We start from the raw sequence: 14,944 nt of genomic DNA on the forward strand, positions 1-14,944 counted from the left end.
CTCCGCGCCGGCCCGCTCATGACCCTGTGTTGAAGTCGGCGTCGATGACGTCGTCGGCGTCCTGCGGTGCCGCGGCGCCGGCCTGGGACGGCCTGGCGGCCCGGCTGCCCAGCGCCAGGGTCATCTGCCGCAGGTCCTCGGTGAGCTGCCGCATGCGGGCCGCCGGCGCCTGCTCCTCCACCGCCCGGCGGGCGTCCGCGACGAGCATCGTGGCGCGGGCCCGCTCGTGCTCCGGCACGTCGCCGTGCTCCTGTAGGGCGCGTTCCAGCTGGTACGCCACGCTGTCGAGCTCGTTGGAGGCGTCGATCCGCTCCCGGACCTGCCGGTCCTCGGCCCGGTGCTCCTCGGCCTCGCGTACCATCCGCTCGACCTCGGCGGTGTCGAGGGTCCCGCTCTCGGTGATGGTGATCTTCTGCTCGGCGCCGGTGTCCTTGTCCTTCGCCGACACGTTGAGGATGCCGTTGGCGTCGACGTCGAACGTGACCTCGATCTGCGGGGTGCCGCGCGGCGCGGGCCGGATGTTCTCCAGCCGCATCCGGCCGAGGACCCGGTTGTCGGCGGCGCGTTCCCGCTCGCCCTGCAGCGCGACCACGTCGACGGCCGGCTGGTTGTCGTCGGCGGTGGAGAACGTCTCGGCGCGCCGGGCCGGGATCGTCGTGTTCCGCTCGATCACCTTCGTCATGAGGCCGCCGAGGGTTTCAACGCCCAGCGACAGCGGCGTCACGTCGAGCAGGACCACGTCCTGCACGTCGCCCTTGAGCACGCCCGCCTGGATGGCGGCGCCGAGGGCGACGACCTCGTCCGGGTTCACGGACATGTTGGGGTCCTTGCCGCCGGTGAGCCGGCGGACGAGGGCCTGCACGGCCGGCATGCGGGTCGCCCCGCCGACGAGGATCACCTCGTCGAGGTCGCCGGCGCCCGCCTTCGCGTCCTGCATCGCCTGCCGGACCGGCTCCATGGTGCGTTCGAGCAGGTCGTGGGTCAGCTCCTCGAACGTGGCCCGGGTGAGCGTCATCGTCAGGTGCTTCGGGCCGGTCGCGTCGGCGGTGATGAACGGCAGGTTCACCTGGGTCTGCGTCACCGACGACAGCTCGATCTTCGCGCGCTCGGCGGCCTCGGTGAGGCGCTGCAGCGCCTGCGGGTCGGTGCGCACGTCGATGCCCTGTTCCCGCTGGAACTGGTCGGCGATGTGCTCGACGAGCCGGTGGTCGAAGTTGTCGCCGCCGAGGTGCGTGTCGCCGGACGTCGCCCGGACCTCCACGACGCCGTCGCCGACGTCGAGGATGCTGACGTCGAACGTGCCGCCGCCGAGGTCGAACACGAGGACCGTCTCGTGGCCCTGCTTGTCCAGCCCGTACGCGAGCGCGGCCGCCGTCGGCTCGTTGATGATCCGCAGCACGTTCAGCCCGGCGATCTTCCCCGCGTCCTTGGTCGCCTGCCGCTGCGCGTCGTTGAAGTACGCCGGGACCGTGACGACCGCCTCGGTCACCTTCTCGCCGAGGTGCTTGGCGGCGTCGTCGGCGAGCTTGCGCAGGATCTGCGCGGACACCTCCTCCGGCGACAGCTGTTTGTCGCGCACGTCGAAGCGCACCATGCCGTCGGGGCCCGGCACCACGTCGTAGGTGACGCCGCGCGATTCCTCGCTGACCTCGTCGAAGCGGCGGCCGATGAAGCGTTTCGCGGAGTAGATCGTGCCCTTGGGGTTCAGCACCGCCTGCCGGCGGGCGAGCTGCCCGACGAGCCGCTCGCCGGTGCCGGTGTACGCGACGACGGACGGCGTCGTCCTGCTGCCTTCCTCGCTGGGCAGGACGGTGGGACGGCCACCCTCGAACGCGGCGATCACGGAGTTGGTCGTGCCGAGGTCGATTCCCACAGCGCGTGCCATGTGTGCATCCCTCCTGAGCCTCCGGCTGCTGCAGCCGATTCAAGGCTCGCCGGGGTGCACAGGCCGCGTCTCACCCACCGGTGGTGAGCGCCCCGTCGCGCAGGACGGCGTGCACGCCGACGACCTGGTTGACGATCTGCGTCACCCGCAGGTCGACCGCGACGCTGGCGAGCGCGACGGCGTCGGCGCGCCGCACCCCGTGCAGCCGCTCCAGCAGCGCGAACATCGCGTCCAGCGCGGCGTAGGCGGCGTCGTCCAGGGTGTCGCCGAGGCCCATCGTCAGCCATGCGTCGCCGGTACGGGCGACGGGGCCGGACACGGGGAAGTCGTCGCGCAGCCCGAACGTGAGCGTCACCCGGTCCATCGGGCACTCGATCGCGGTGCCGCTGACCTCGCCGTCGCCCTGCGCGGCGTGCCCGTCGCCGACGGAGAACAGGGCGCCGTCGACGGGGACCGGCAGCAGCAGCGTGGTGCCGGCGACGAGTTCTTTGCAGTCGATGTTGCCGCCGTGCGCCCGCGGCGGGATCGTCGAGTGCTCCCCCGGCTCGGCCGGCGGCATGCCCATCACGCCCATGAACGGGCGCAGCGGCACGGTGTGGCCGTGCTGGTTGCGGCCGGTCATCGTGGCGGGGTCGAGGTCCCAGGCGTGCACGACGCCGTCGTGTTCCAGGTGGTACCGGCGGTTCGGGCCGCTCGGCCAGCCGCCGGCGACGGTGGTGCCCCACGCCGCCGGCACCACCTCGTCGATGCGGACCTCGAGGGTCTGCCCGGGCGTGGCGCCTTCGATCTCGACCGGCCCGGTGAGCGCGTGCCCGTACCCGTCGCGGTACTGCGGCACCCGCGGCCGGTCCGGCACCGGCTCGCCGGCGTAGCGGCCGGCGGACCACCAGCAGTCCAGGGTCCGGAAGGTCACGGTGTCGCCGGGCCGCACGGTCAGCGCCGGCGGGCGGTCCCGCGAGAAGTAGCCGTGCAGCGTCCGGTCGTCGGGGTCCAGCACGTGTTCCACGGATACGAGTGAAGCAGGCCCGGTCACGTCGCCGCGCCCCCGCGTCCTCTCGGCGGGTCGGGCGGTCGGCTGATGCCCTGCCGCCCGGTCTCAGGTGCCATGATGGGTGCCGGGTCGGTGGCGAGGGGGTGCTGAGGTCGATGGCACAGTTCGAGGTGAAGACGTCCGAGGTGGACGGCCGGGCCGTCGTGGCCCTGGCCGGTGAGTGCGACCTGGCCTGCCGCGAGGAGCTCACGTCGGCGCTGCTGGCGGCCGTCGACCTCGCGCCGGTGGTCGTCGTCGACCTGGCCGCCCTGCGGTTCATCGACTCCAGCGGCATACACGCGCTGGTCGCCGGCCATCACGCCGCCCAGCGGCAGGGCCGCAGGCTGCAGGTGGTCAACGCCGCCGGCGTGGTCGCCCACGTCCTGGACATGACCGGCGTCGGCGACCTGCTGGCCCCGCCCACGGAGACGGATATGGCGGCATGAGCGCCCCGTCGGTCGACTACAGCGCGCCCGGCGACCTCGGGGCGGTGCGGGCGTTCGTGCGGACCCAGGCCCTCGCGTCGGGCATGTCGCCGACCCGCACGGAGCTGCTGATGCTCGCCGTCAATGAGCTGGCGACCAACACGCTGCAGCACACGACCGGCGGCGGCCGGGTCAGCCTCTGGGCCGACGACGGGCAGATCGTCTGCGACGTCGTGGACCAGGGTCCGCCGCGCGCGTTCCCGCGGCCGATGCCGGCGGTGGACGCGGTCCGCGGCAGGGGGCTGGCGATCGTCGAGCGGATCTGCGACCAGGTCGACACGGTCAGCGGCCCCGACGGCACCACGGTCCGCCTCCGCCTGCACCTGTAGCGGGCCTGTAGCGGGCCTGTAGCGGGCCTGTAGCGGGCACTGTCAGGGTTGTACGCACACCGCCAGGGTGCACGTGTCGTCGTCGGGGCCGGCGTAGCGGAGCAGGCCGCGGAGCCGGGTCAGCTGCTCGGGCCCCGCCTCGGCGGAGACGGCGGACATGGTCTGCTTGACGCGGCCGAGCATCACGTCGCTGTCGGTGGACCGGCGCTCGATCAGGCCGTCGGTGTAGAAGAGCACGAGGTCGTCGTCGCGCAGTGCCGCCGTGACGACCGGATAGGCGGAGTCGCCGGCGGCGCCGAGCAGCAGGCCCGCGGGCCGGTCCAGCTCCGTGGTCACCCCGGCCCGGGCCAGCAGCGGCGGCATGTGCCCGGCCCGCGCCCACGCCAGGGTGCGGGTGGCGGGGTCGTACAGCCCGATCGCCGCCGTGCCGGTGATGCCGAGCTGCAGGGACAGCTGGTTCATGTGGGCGAGCAGCGTGCCGGGGTCACGGATGCCGATGGACAGCCACGCCACCAGCGAGAACCGCAGGTGCGCCATGCCGTTGGCGGCGTCCAGCCCGTGCCCGGCGACGTCGCCGACCGCGAGCACCACGCGCCCGTCCGGCAGGGTCTGCGCGTGGTACCAGTCGCCGCCGACCTGCACGGCGCTCTCCGCGGGCAGGTAGCTGACCACGGCCCGCAGCCCGGCCAGGGGGAATGGCTCCGGCGGCACCGGCTGGATCAGGTTCTGCAGCTGCGCGGCGAGCCGGTGCTCGGCGAGCGCCGTCATCTCCCGGGTGCGCAGCTGGTCGCGGAGCCGATCCATCGCGGTGCGGGCGTCCTCGCGGGCGGTGACGTCCTGCACGACGGCATAGACCTTCAGCGGGCTGCCGTCGGCGTCGCGGGCGACGTCGGACAGGATCCGCAGGTACTTCACCGTGTCCGCGGTCCGGAACCGGACGGTCACGTCGGACGCGGCGCCGCTGTCCAGGGTCTGCCAGGCGGTCTCGCTCACCCCGCGGTCGTCGGGCAGCAGCGCCGCGGCCTGCTCCGACCGTGTCATCGGCCCCAGCGCCGGATCCCGCCCGAAGATCCGGAACATCCCCGGCGACCAGTCGCTGCACCCGGTGATCAGGTCGTGCTCGGCCCAGCCGAGGCTGCCGAGCTGCTCGGTGCGCTCCAGCCGGCGGCGGGCCTCGTCGGTGCGCTGCCACCACACCAGCAGCCCGCCGAGGACCGGCTGGACGCTCACCTCGAACAGCGAGTCGGCCACGATCCCGGCCCGCCGCTCGGCATGCCGGAAGGCGGGCAGCTCCGCGGGCACCCCGTCGGCGAGCACCCGCAGGTACAGGTCCCACAACGGTCCGCCGACCATGCTCGGGTACAGGTCACTGACCCGCTCCCCCACCCGCTCGAGACCACGGCCGTAGATGTCCCCGGCCTGGCCGCCCACCGCGGCGACGAGGAAGTCGGCGACCTCGCCGTCCTCGCCGGTCAGCGGCAGCAGCCACGAGCACCCGACCGGCACCGCCGCCAGCAGCGCCCGCACGACGGAGGGCACGGTGCCGGCAGCACCGTCCGCCGTGGCCGGCGAGGTCGCACGCCGCGCGCCGTCGTGTGCCATCACCGAAGCTTAGTGCCGGGCACGCACCGTGGCCGCCCCGGCGCGGCGGGTGCCGCCGCTTCCGACGTTCACCCCGGTTTCCCGCCTTCCACACCTGGTGACGGCGTTACGGTGCTTGTGTGACGCTGCCTCCCGCCGGGTACCGCGACCTCGTCGCCGCCCACCTGCGCCGCCCCGGCCGCCCGACCGGGGTCGCCGAGCCGATCCCGGGCGTCGGCGACCGCCTCGCGTACAACCCCTGCCTGATCCGGCAGGCCGGCCGGACGCTGCTCGCGGTGCGGGTCGAGTCGCCCGGCAGCTACTGGCGTGACCGGTCGTCGTGGGATCCCGAGGTCCGCTTCTACGAGCGCACCGGTGACGGCTGGCGGGAGGCGCCCGGCATGCCGGTGTTCACGGCGGCGGAGGACCCGTTCGCCGCCTGGGTCCTGGGCCCTGACGGCTCGCCGGTGCTGGTCCTCGGCGTGGTCTCGCTGGACTTCGGCACCGACCCGCCGGGCGTCGTCACCCGCTTCTACGCCGCACCCGACGTCGAGCGGCTCGACCCGGCCCGGCCGTTCGTCGAGGTGCCGGGCATGAAGGACATCCGGCTGCTGCAGCGCCGCGACGGCCTCGCCGTGTGCGGCCGGCCGCAGGGTGGCACCGCCGGGCGCGGCCGGGTGAGCCTCATCCTCACCGACGACTACACGCAACTGTCCGCGGAGCTCATCGCCAAGGCGCACATCTTCCACGACCAGGTCGCCGAGGACACCAAGCTCGGCGTCAACGAGCTGTACGACCTCGGCGACCGCATCGGCGTCCTCGGTCACGTCGCCGTCGGCGAGGAGGGCGGCCCGCAGGAGTACGCCGGCGCCTGGTGGACCATCGACCCCGCCGCCTGCACGACGACCGCGCCGGCGGTCATCGCGATGCGCGCCGATTTCCCGCCCGCGCCGCCGAAGCGCGCCGACCTCGCCGACGTCGTCTTCCCCGGCTCGATGGAGGTCCTCGACGGCGGCACCGTCCGCCTGTACTGCGGCCTCGGCGACGCCTCCATCGGCTCGATCGTCGTGCCGTCACCGCTGCCGTAGCCCGCACGCGTGGGGTGGCGGTCGACGGTCCCCGGGCCTGCGGCGCAGCGCGGCCGTGGGAGGTCAGCCCTGCTCGTCGCCCCCGGTGAGGCCGGTCAGGGCGTCGAGCATGTCGGCGAGGCCGGCGGCCGCGGCGAACAGGGTGTCGCTGCGGCCGCGGTCGCCGTCGAGGTGGGTCAGCATCTCCAGGCCCAGGTAGAAGGCCATCGCCGCCATGGCGGCCTCGCGGCCGGGGATGAGGGCGGCGAGGGGGCTGTCGCCGAGCAGGCGGCCGATCAGCGCCTCGGTGAAGTCCTCCCAGCGCCGGATCTCGGCGCGGACCCCTTCGGCGAGGCGGGTGGCGCCGACCGCGCCGGCGACCAGCTCCTGCACGGCGGCGATGTGACCGGTGGCGACGTCCTCCTCGTACAGCTCCCGCAGCGTCGGCAGGAGCTCCCGGGCACCGCGGACGCCGCTCGTGCGGGCGGTGTAGCGCTCCATCCGGCTGTCGCTGCTGTGCCGCATAGCCGCGAGCAGCAGGTCCTCGAGGTCCTCGAAGTGGTAGTAGATGACGCCGGGCGCGAAGCCGCCGGTGGCCGCGATGGCCCTCGCGGTGCTGGTCGAGAAGCCCTGGGTGGCGAGGGTGTCGACGGCGGCGCGCAGGATGCGCTCGCGGGTCTCGGTTCGGCGCGGCATCACCGGCAACGGTAGGCGATGTCAGATCACCCGGTGCGGCCGGACTCCGGACGCGGCGAGGAACGGGTCGAGCCGCCGCCCCAGCTCCGCGAGCCGGTGGCTGGGCACCTGCGGGTACAGGTGGTGCTCCAGGTGGTAGGTCAGCTCCAGGAACACGGCCGGGATCACCCGCCCGCGCAGGGTCCGCGTCTGCGTCAGGGGCGTGTCCCCGAAGTCGTGATGCGGCAGGTACACCGTCAGCACCGGATAGACCCAGCTGCCGACGACCGCCATCACCGCATACCAGAGCAGCATCGGCGTGACCGGCAGCAGGGCGACCCCGCCGGCGATGACGAGGACCGGCGCGGCGGCCTCCGCGACCAGCCACCCGCGGTCCCGGCGGCTGCGACGGTACGCCCACCGCCACAACCGCACCAGGAACACCGGCCCGTAGCAGGCGGCGCCGAGCAGGCTGATGTGCGCCGGGTAGCCCTCCGGATCGCGGTCCGGGTCGTCCTCCGGCGCGGGGAACGCCCGGTGGTGCTGCAGGTGGGTCGCCCGGTAGGCGTGCCCGCTCTCCACCAGGACGAGGCCGCACAGGAACAGCGCCCACTCGGTCGCCCGCGGCCCGAGCCCGATCGACCGGTGCACCACGTCGTGGGTGACGGTGACGACCGCGACGAAGATCCCGAACATGACGACGGGGGTCACCCACCACCATCCGAGGGCCGCGACCACCACGTAGACGGCGACGCCGAGCGCCGGTCGGGTGAGGGCCAGCCGCCGCTGCCCCGGCCTGGTGGCGAGCAGGTCCGTGCCGAGGTCGTCCAGCGCCGGTTTCATGCCCGCACCAGGCTGTCCGTGACGGGCACGCCGCGCTCCGCGCCGGGGCCTGCGAGCACGCCTTCGGCGACGATGCGGCTGCCCAGGACGCAGGCGACGGTGCCGAGGCCGGGCCAGGTGGAGTCGCCGACGAGCCAGAGGCCGGGCACGGCCGAGCGGTGCGGGACGGCGTGCTGGTTGGCGTTGGAGGGGCGCTGCCGGACGCCGCCGACGGCGCCGAGGGGGCGGGACGTGAACCGCGCATAGGTCCGCGGCGTGCCCACCTCCCGCACCACGGCCCGCTCGCCGAGCCGCGGGAAGACCCGCCGGGCCTCGGCCACGAGCCGGTCGCCGAGGGCGGCGCGGCGGCGGGCGTGCCCGGCGTCGTCCAGGTCCTCCCAGCCCGCGAGGCCGGTGTGGGTGGACAGCATCACGGCGCGGTGGCCCGGCGGGGCGCTGTCGTGGTCGCCTGCCGCCGACACGGAGACGAACATGTTGTTGCCGTCGCCGAGCGGCTCGGCGTAGGAGCGCAGCAGCTGGTGGTGGGTGAACTCCTGCCCGGCCACCTCCTCCTCGGGCACGCCGAGGCACACCATGGCCGCGCCGCCGAGGTCGCCGGCGTCACGGCGCAGGAAGCGCTCCAGGGCGGGCCGGACGGCGGGGGCGAGCGACGCGGTCGTGGCCACCGGCACCGCACTGACGACCTGCGCCGCCCGGACGGTGCCGCGCGGCCCGTCGACGGTGAAGTGCGGGGCGGCGCCGGTCACGCCGGTGACCCGCCAGCCGCAGCGCAGGTCGCCGCCGAGCGACCGGTAGTGCGCCACGGCGGCCCGCCAGAAGCCGCGCATGCCGCCGGTCGCGCGGGTCAGCCCGGCGCCGCGGATGGTGATGCCGAGCGCCGCGTTGACCAGCGGGGCGTCGTCGACGGTGCTGTGCACGGTGTCCTCGACGAGCATCGACAGCAGCCCGACCAGGGCGGCGTCGTCGCGAAGCCCGTGCCGCCGCAGCGCCCCGCCGAGCGTGCCGGTGACGTGCCGGGCCAGGTGCAGGTCGGTGAGGCGCATCGCCCGCGCGTTGTGCACCAGGTCGGCCGGGCCTCGCACGGGCATCCTCGCGCCCGCGCGGCTGGCCAGCCAGAACGCGTCGGCGAGCCGGTCGAGCAGCGCCCAGAACCGGCGGTGCCGGTCGGTGTCGCCGAGCGCCCGCAGTCGCTCCCGGTGCCAGGCGCCGGCGTCGCGGTGCAGCACGACGGTGCGATCGGGCAGCCACGCCACATACCCGGGCAGCGCCTCACCGGGCAGCGGCGGCATGCCGACGGCGTCGAACAGCTCGGCGCCCACGCCGCCGGGCTCGAAGTCGACGAGCGTGGTGGCGCCGACGTCGAAGGAGAAGCCGCGACGGCGGTAGTAGCCGGCGCAGCCGCCCGCGTGGCCGTGCGCCTCGAGCACCACCGTCGTGCGGCCGGCCGCCTGCAGCCGCAGCGCCGTGGCCAGGCCCGCCAGCCCCGCCCCGACCACCGCGACGTCGAACCAATCGTCCTGAACAGAAGTTCTGAACATACGTTCAACGTAGGACCACCCCACCACCGTGTCAACAGCGGTCGATATCGGGCGGCGCCAAGCCCGAGTTCCTGCCCGTCGGCGCGCCGAGCATCTGGTCGATCGGCGGGGAGAACAGCCCGTTCACCATCAGCGTCGACGAGCAGGGCTGGGTCACGTCGATCGCGGTCGAGCTGACCGGCAAGGACAAGACGCTGAAGCTGGTCACGACGCTGAGCGGGCACAACACGCCGACGCAGATCAAGGCCCCGGCGAAGAAGAGCGTCGTCGAGGCCGACGACATGCACTACGGCTGAGCCCGGTTGCGGACCTCGATGACGGCGCCCGAGTCGAGGTCCACCCGGAAGCTGCGGCCGGGCGGCAGCGGCTGGTCCAGCGCGCGGACCCGCAGGCGCATGCCCTCAGGGGCGACGGCACGGGCGGCGGTGAGGGCGGACTCGTCGGGGTCGGTGTCGTCGTCGCCCGCCTCGCCGGCCCGCGACGTCGTCACGCTGAAGACGATGAGGCCGGTGATGGCGTCGAAGACGATCCGGTGCGACTCCAGCCTGACCCGGTCGTCGACGGGGATCACGCCGCCGGTCCGGAAGACCAGGCCGTTCACCGCGGCCCAGCCCTGCTCCACGTACACGCGGAAGCTCACGGCGCGGCACCGCCGGGGGCATGACAGGATGTGAACGCACCGCCGGATGATCGAGGGAGCAGTCGTGGCCGCACGTGTCGTCAGTCCCACCGGGCGAGGGTTCCTGCTGCTCGACGCGCACCCCGCCGGCTGCTTCCGCAGCGTCGCCGACATGGTCGCGCAGATCCCGGCGCCGCAGCGGCAGCCGTCGAAGCTCACCGCGCTCATCATCGGCTCCAGCGCGGGCTACGGCCTCGCCGCCACCCTGGCGGGCCTGGTCCGGCACGGCGTGCAGGGCGTCGGCGTCGCGTTCGAGCGCCCGCCGGGCCGGCGCACCGCGACCGCCGGCTGGTATCGCACGATCGCCACCGACGCGGTCGCCGCGGAGGTCGGCAGCGACTTCACCTTCGTCAACGCCGACGCGTTCGCCGACACCACCAAGGACGAGGTCCTCGACCTGCTGCAGAAGCGGTTCGGTCAGGTGGATGTCCTGGTGTACAGCGTCGCCGCGCCGCGACGGACGGACCCGCGGACCGGCACCACGTTCCAGTCGGTCATCAAGCCGCTCGGCGAGGCGCACACGACGCGGACGCTCGAGTTCGACGCCGACGGCACGGCGGCCCTGCGGGACGTGACCGCCGCCCCCGCCGGCGAGCAGGAGGCGGCCGACACGGTGCAGGTGATGGGCGGCGAGGACTGGTCCCGCTGGGTCACCGCGCTGCAGGACCGGGGGCTGCTGCGCGACGGGTTCCGCACGGTGGCCCTGTCGTACATCGGATCCGGCCTCACCTCGGCGATCTACCGCGACGGCACGATCGGCGCGGCGAAGGTGCACCTGGAGCGGACCGCAAAGGAGCTCGACGAGCGGCTCGCCGGGCACGGCGGCCGGGCGCTGACGTCGGTCAACGGCGCGGCCGTCACGCAGGCGTCGACCGCGATCCCGGGCATCGCCCTGTACGTCAGCGTCCTGCGCGCCGTGCTCGGCGACGCGCTCCAGTCGCCGGTCGAGCAGTCGGTGCAGCTGTGGGACCAGCTGACCGGCGCGGCCCCGCTCGATCTGGACGAGCAGGGCCGGCTGCGGCTGGACCGGTGGGAGTTGGACCCCGCGGTGCAGGCCGCGGTCGCGGAGCGCTGGCACGCGATCACCCCGGAGACGATCGCCGAGGTCGCCGACGTCGACTGGTTCCGCGCCCAGTTCCGCGGCCTGTACGGCTTCGACGTCCCCGGCGTCGACTACGCGGCGCCCGTCGACCCCGACCTGGAGTGGCCCGCGCCCAGGTGACCGCCCGGCCACCCCGCCCCGGAGTGGTCGACGCCCGGCTACCCCGGCCTGGAGTGGCCCACGCCCAGGGCAGCGCCCGGCGCCGGGCGGGTGGCGGCGAACCAGCACGCCACCCCGAGGGCCAGCTCGACGATCCCGCCGACGACGAGGCCGCTCGCCGGCGCCCCGTCCAGCGCCGCCGACATCCCGCGCGACACCGCGTACGCCAGGTAGAACACGGTCCCGGCGACCGCCGCCGGGAACGCCAGCCGCGCCACGAACGCGCCGGCCAGCAGCAGCACCCCGACGGCGAGCACCGCCCCACCGGCCGACCTGGTCTCGCTGAGGAGGTTGGGGTCGGTGCCGATGCTGATGCCGTACTGGCGGCGGAAGGCCACGGGTGCGAACAGGCTGGCGCCCCCGACCGCGACGGCCACGACCCCCGAGACGAGCAGCAGGATCCGCCGGATCACCGCCAGGCCCCAGCCGCCGCGGCGGCGCGGCAGTAGTCGGCGAAGTCCCGCGGCGGCCGGCCGAGGGCGTCCTGGACGCCGGTGCCGAGGCTGGCGTTGCGCCCGTCGAACACCTCGCCGCACAGGTCGGCGAACAGGTCGCCCTGCGGGTGCCCGGCGAGCGCCGCCCGCAGCTCCTCGACGCCGACCGGCACGTACGTGACCGGCCGGCCGGCCGCCAGCGCGATCTCCGCGGCCGCCTCGGCGAAGGTGAGCAGCCGCGGGCCGGTGACCTCGTACACGCGGCCGTCGTGCCGCTCGTCGAGCAGCGCCGCGACCGCCACGTCGGCGATGTCCTCCACGTCCACGAACGGCTCGGCGACGTCGCCGGCGGCCAGGACGACGGCGCCGTCCATGACCCCCTGCCGCAGCTCGCCCTCGCCGAAGTTCTGCGCGAACCACGAGGCCCGCACGAGCGTGTAGCCGAGCCCGGACTCCCGGACGATGTCCTCGCAGCTCTCGGCATGGTGCTCGCCGCGGCCGGACAGCAGCACGAGCCGCCGGACGCCGGCCGCCGCGGCCGCCTTCGTGAACGCCTCCACGGCGGCGGGCGCCTCGGGGGCGGCGAGGTCGGAGTAGTAGGAGACGTACGCGGCGTCGACGCCGTCCAGGACGGCCGGCCAGGTCTCCCGTCGTTCCCAGTCGAACGGCGGGTCGCTGCGGCGGGAGGCGCCACGCACGGGGTGCCCCAGGTCGGTGAGGCGGCGGAGGATCCGGCGGCCGGTCTTGCCGGTCGAGCCGATGACAAGGTTGCTCATGTGGTCAAGCTTCGCCGGTACCGGCGAGATCCTGAATCACAGGAACACCGGAAGTCTTTGCAGATCGTCCAGCATCATGGACGATGACGAGGTGACGACGACGATCCTCCCGCCGGCCGCGGACCCGCTCGGTGAGGCGCTGCACCTCTTGCGGCTCACCGGCACGCTGTACTGCCGCTCGGAGCTGACCGCGCCGTGGGACATCGCCGTGCCCGCGCTGGACGGGCTCATGGCGCTGCTCGTCGTCACCGCCGGCGAGGCCGTCCTCGAGGTCGACGGCGAGCCGCCGCGGACGCTGCGGCCGCGCGGGCTGACCCTGATCCCGCACGGCACCCCGCACCGCGTCCACAGTGGACACAGCGGACACAGCGGGTCCCGCGCCACGCCGCTGTTCGACATCCCGGTCGAGCGGGTCAGCGAGCGGTATGAGCTGCTGCGCCACGGCGGCGGCGGCGCGCTGACCCGGGTCACCTACTGCGTGCTGCGCTGCGACCACGTCCCGGCCCGGCGGCTGGTCGCGCAGCTGCCGCCGGTGCTGCACGTCGACGGGTGGGACGACGACGGCGGCTGGCTGCACAGCACCCTGCAGCTCATCGCCGCCGAGGCGACCGCGCTGCGGCCCGGCGGCGAGACGGTGCTGACCCGCCTCGCCGACGTCCTGGTGGTGCAGGCGATCCGCGGCTGGCTCGACACCGCGCCCGAGGCGCACCAGGGCTGGCTCGCGGCGCTGCGCGACGAGCACCTCGGCCGGGCGCTGGCCGCGATGCACCGGGCCCCGGAGGCGCCGTGGAGCGTAGAGTCCCTGGCCCGCGAGGCGGCGATGTCCCGTTCGGCGTTCTCCGCCCGGTTCACGGCGCTGCTCGGCGAGCCCGTCATGCAGTACGTGACCCAGTGGCGGATGCAGCTCGCCCACACCCACCTGCAGCAGTCGCCGGAGCCACTCTCGCAGGTGGCGCACCGCTTCGGCTACGCGTCGGAGGCCGCGTTCTCCCGGGCCTTCAGCCGGACCTTCGGCGTGTCGCCGGGCGCGGTCCGCGCCGCCACGGGCACCACCGGCCGATGAGGTGTCGCTGCTCGTCGACCGACCTGCGGTTCGAAGGCTCCTGACCAGGCGCCGGACCGAACTGGCCAAGGGGTGGCTGGCGTCGCGAGGGGTGCTCACGGCAGGATACGCCCTGCACGGTGAGCGTCGATGCGTGGAGACGGCCAGACGCCCGCCGGAGGACGGCTACCGGATCGGAGGGACGGCTCGAGGTGCAGGGGCGGGTGCTGGGCGGTCGCTACCGTCTGGAGGAGCAGCTCGGCAGCGGCGGGATGGCAGTGGTGTGGGCGGCGACCGACGAGGTGCTGGGGCGGGCGGTCGCGGTCAAGATGCTCAACGGGGCACACCTCACGAAGCCCGACTCGCTGCGGCGGATACGCGCCGAGGCCAGGGCCGCGGCGAACCTGTCGCACCCCAACATCGCCCAGGTCCACGACTACGGTGAGGCGTCCGACGACGGCGAGCTCGTCCCGTACGTCGTGATGGAGCTGGTCCCGGGCCCGACCCTCGCGCAGCGGATCGCCGCCGGGCCGGTCGAGCCGAGCGTCGCCTTCCGCATCTGCGCCGAGATCGCCGCCGCGCTGACCGCCGCGCACGCCGCGTCGCTCGTGCACCGTGACATCAAGCCCGCCAACGTGATCGTGACCCCGGGCGGCGCGAAGGTCGTCGACTTCGGCATCGCGGCCTCCGTCAGCCCCGGCGGCGACGGCGACCTGTCCGGCCAGGTGCTGGGCACGCCGTCGTACCTGGCGCCGGAGCGGCTCACCGACGACGCGATCGAGCCGGCCTCCGACGTCTACGCGCTCGGCGTGATCCTCTACAAGCTGCTCGCCGGGCACCTGCCCTGGGCCGCGGACAGCACGACGCAGGTGCTCACCGCGCACGTGTACCTCCCGCCCGCGCCGCTGCCGGAGACGCCGGGGGTCCCGCCGGAGATCGCCGACCTGTGCCACCGCTGCCTGCGCAAGGACCCGGCGGAGCGCCCCGACGCGCCGGAGGTCGCGGCGGCGCTCGCCGCGGCCGCCGGGCTGCAGGTCGTCCCGTCCACCCCGGCGCTGCTGGCCCTGACGGCCCTGGGGACGGCGGCCGGGCCTCCGGCGGACGGCGAACCGTCGGCACTGGTCATCCCGCCCACCCCGGCCCGGCGGTCGCGCGCCCGGGTGACGGCGGCGGGCGTGGGCATCGTGTCGGTCGCCGCGGTCGTGGCCTGGGTGGCGCTGGGCTCCCCGCCGATCGCCTCGGGCCGGTCCGACGACGACACGCCGCCGCCGGGTCCCACACGCGCAGCGCCACGACCCGCTCGGGGTCGATGCTGCCCT

Annotated in this window: 16 protein-coding genes; 6 read left to right on the forward strand and 10 right to left on the reverse strand. The window is 74.5% G+C overall.

Going from position 1 to position 14,944, the window contains the following annotated elements; genetic code table 11:
* Positions 1-16: 16 nt before the first annotated feature.
* Both dnaK and ABZ321_RS51295 read right to left on the reverse strand, forming a co-directional pair.
* Positions 17-1,885 (reverse strand): molecular chaperone DnaK, encoded by a 1,869-nt coding sequence (gene dnaK, locus ABZ321_RS51290; protein ID WP_354903724.1) that lies wholly within the window; start codon positions 1,883-1,885, stop codon positions 17-19.
* A gap of 70 nt (positions 1,886-1,955) precedes the next feature.
* A complete protein-coding gene (locus ABZ321_RS51295; protein WP_354903725.1) occupies positions 1,956-2,891 on the reverse strand; it encodes an acetamidase/formamidase family protein in 936 nt (311 codons plus the stop codon).
* Between the two features lie 140 nt (positions 2,892-3,031).
* Here ABZ321_RS51295 and ABZ321_RS51300 point away from each other — a divergent pair, with 140 nt between their 5' ends.
* Together ABZ321_RS51300 and ABZ321_RS51305 are read left to right on the forward strand one after the other, a co-directional pair.
* Complete coding sequence (locus ABZ321_RS51300) at positions 3,032-3,361, forward strand: STAS domain-containing protein (protein WP_344514400.1); 330 nt, start codon at positions 3,032-3,034, stop codon at positions 3,359-3,361.
* A complete protein-coding gene (locus tag ABZ321_RS51305) occupies positions 3,358-3,729 on the forward strand; it encodes an ATP-binding protein (RefSeq protein WP_354903727.1) in 372 nt (123 codons plus the stop codon). Before ABZ321_RS51300 ends, ABZ321_RS51305 begins: the two co-directional genes overlap by 4 nt.
* Before the next feature lie 42 nt (positions 3,730-3,771).
* Here the strand turns inward: ABZ321_RS51305 and ABZ321_RS51310 are convergent, their stop codons facing one another.
* The gene (locus tag ABZ321_RS51310) at positions 3,772-5,331 is read right to left on the reverse strand and encodes a SpoIIE family protein phosphatase (RefSeq protein ID WP_344514403.1); all 1,560 of its coding nucleotides are present in this window, start codon (positions 5,329-5,331) and stop codon (positions 3,772-3,774) included.
* A gap of 119 nt (positions 5,332-5,450) precedes the next feature.
* Between ABZ321_RS51310 and ABZ321_RS51315 the strand changes: the two genes are divergently transcribed.
* Entirely contained in the window at positions 5,451-6,398 is a 948-nt protein-coding gene (locus ABZ321_RS51315) for a DUF1861 family protein (RefSeq protein ID WP_354903729.1), read from the forward strand.
* A 63-nt stretch (positions 6,399-6,461) separates the two neighbouring features.
* On the opposite strand, the gene ABZ321_RS51320 is transcribed toward ABZ321_RS51315, so the two are convergent.
* From ABZ321_RS51320 to ABZ321_RS51340, 5 genes are read right to left on the reverse strand one after another with little or no spacing between them, the layout of a single operon-like run.
* Complete coding sequence (locus ABZ321_RS51320) at positions 6,462-7,073, reverse strand: TetR family transcriptional regulator (RefSeq protein WP_354903731.1); 612 nt, start codon at positions 7,071-7,073, stop codon at positions 6,462-6,464.
* Between the two features lie 21 nt (positions 7,074-7,094).
* Positions 7,095-7,895 (reverse strand): fatty acid desaturase, encoded by an 801-nt coding sequence (locus tag ABZ321_RS51325; RefSeq protein WP_344514409.1) that lies wholly within the window; start codon positions 7,893-7,895, stop codon positions 7,095-7,097.
* Positions 7,892-9,433: an NAD(P)/FAD-dependent oxidoreductase gene (locus ABZ321_RS51330; RefSeq protein WP_354903732.1), complete on the reverse strand. Its 1,542-nt coding sequence runs from the start codon at positions 9,431-9,433 to the stop codon at positions 7,892-7,894. Before ABZ321_RS51330 ends, ABZ321_RS51325 begins: the two co-directional genes overlap by 4 nt.
* Before the next feature lie 31 nt (positions 9,434-9,464).
* Positions 9,465-9,716, reverse strand: a complete 252-nt coding sequence (locus ABZ321_RS51335) for a hypothetical protein (RefSeq protein WP_354903734.1) — start codon at positions 9,714-9,716, stop codon at positions 9,465-9,467.
* 3 nt (positions 9,717-9,719) lie between these two features.
* A complete protein-coding gene (locus ABZ321_RS51340; protein ID WP_354903735.1) occupies positions 9,720-10,073 on the reverse strand; it encodes a hypothetical protein in 354 nt (117 codons plus the stop codon).
* A gap of 64 nt (positions 10,074-10,137) precedes the next feature.
* Here ABZ321_RS51340 and fabV point away from each other — a divergent pair, with 64 nt between their 5' ends.
* Positions 10,138-11,334, forward strand: a complete 1,197-nt coding sequence (gene fabV, locus ABZ321_RS51345; RefSeq protein WP_354903737.1) for an enoyl-[acyl-carrier-protein] reductase FabV — start codon at positions 10,138-10,140, stop codon at positions 11,332-11,334.
* Between the two features lie 38 nt (positions 11,335-11,372).
* On the opposite strand, the gene ABZ321_RS51350 is transcribed toward fabV, so the two are convergent.
* Positions 11,373-11,786 (reverse strand): DUF4345 domain-containing protein, encoded by a 414-nt coding sequence (locus ABZ321_RS51350; RefSeq protein ID WP_354903739.1) that lies wholly within the window; start codon positions 11,784-11,786, stop codon positions 11,373-11,375.
* Positions 11,783-12,583, reverse strand: a complete 801-nt coding sequence (locus ABZ321_RS51355; RefSeq protein ID WP_344514421.1) for an NAD(P)H-binding protein — start codon at positions 12,581-12,583, stop codon at positions 11,783-11,785. Before ABZ321_RS51355 ends, ABZ321_RS51350 begins: the two co-directional genes overlap by 4 nt.
* A 76-nt stretch (positions 12,584-12,659) precedes the next feature.
* Here ABZ321_RS51355 and ABZ321_RS51360 point away from each other — a divergent pair, with 76 nt between their 5' ends.
* The gene (locus ABZ321_RS51360; RefSeq protein WP_344514423.1) at positions 12,660-13,646 is read left to right on the forward strand and encodes an AraC family transcriptional regulator; all 987 of its coding nucleotides are present in this window, start codon (positions 12,660-12,662) and stop codon (positions 13,644-13,646) included.
* A 203-nt stretch (positions 13,647-13,849) separates the two neighbouring features.
* The coding region (locus ABZ321_RS51365) for a protein kinase (protein ID WP_354903740.1) at positions 13,850-14,944 on the forward strand (1,095 nt) is incomplete at its 3' end.

The sequence above is a fragment of the Dactylosporangium sp. NPDC006015 genome, from assembly GCF_040614215.1.
In the GTDB taxonomy this organism is placed as follows: Bacteria; Actinomycetota; Actinomycetes; order Mycobacteriales; family Micromonosporaceae; genus Dactylosporangium; species Dactylosporangium maewongense.